Here is a 709-nt window from a genome sequence, read left to right on the forward strand (position 1 = left end):
AAGATCAAAACCAGTCTGCAATGGATACTACAATCAATACAAATCAGACTGTTCGACAGAATAGCTCTGAGGTATTAGCTACTCCAGAGCAGACAGAAAACAAGCGTATTCCAGTACCGGAGCACGTTGAACCGGAGCAGCCGAAAAGAGGGTGGTTAAGCCGGTTTTTCTTGCCGAATGGCTAAAGGCATTATTCAACTGAGCTAATCAAAGTTGTGAAACATTGATCAAAGAATAGGCGTGGAACGTGAAAAATCATAAAAAAAGCCCACCTTGGGGAAGATGGGCTATCAACTAGAAACTACAGCATTGATTTATAAAGAGAATTATAAAGCATTTCGTATAAGGTGTATTATGTTAATTTTAGAAAATCTAAAACTTAATAACTTCTTAAAGCAGTTATTAAGTCTAAAATAAATGCGGTAAAATTTAGTTTGGTCTTTACTTTACTAGATCCCAACTTTTATGTTTACAAGATGGGCAATCATATCTTTCAGCTATCCATTTTGTAATTTGATCAGAGAATGCTAATAAAGCTACTCCACCAGTAACGATAGCGACACAAATTACAAAAGCAAAACCTGTACCTGCAAAAAAATAAGTGACCCAAGCAGTAAAACCACCACCAACAAAACTTCCCCCCATAACTTTCAAAAAGAAAGTTTTATTTGCTTCTTCCTCATAACCACAACATTTGCATTTTACATGC

Annotated in this window: 1 protein-coding gene and 1 pseudogene; one reads left to right on the top strand and one right to left on the bottom strand. The window is 36.0% G+C overall.

Going from position 1 to position 709, the window contains the following annotated elements; genetic code table 11:
* A pseudogene (locus RR876_RS16890) lies at positions 1-185 on the top strand (DNA-binding protein); the annotation flags it as partial.
* Between the two features lie 256 nt (positions 186-441).
* Here RR876_RS16890 and RR876_RS16895 read toward each other — a convergent pair.
* The coding region (locus RR876_RS16895) for a hypothetical protein (RefSeq protein WP_332637178.1) at positions 442-709 on the bottom strand (268 nt) is incomplete at its 5' end.

The organism is Acinetobacter sp. (genome assembly GCF_036666595.1).
GTDB lineage: Bacteria > Pseudomonadota > Gammaproteobacteria > Pseudomonadales > Moraxellaceae > Acinetobacter.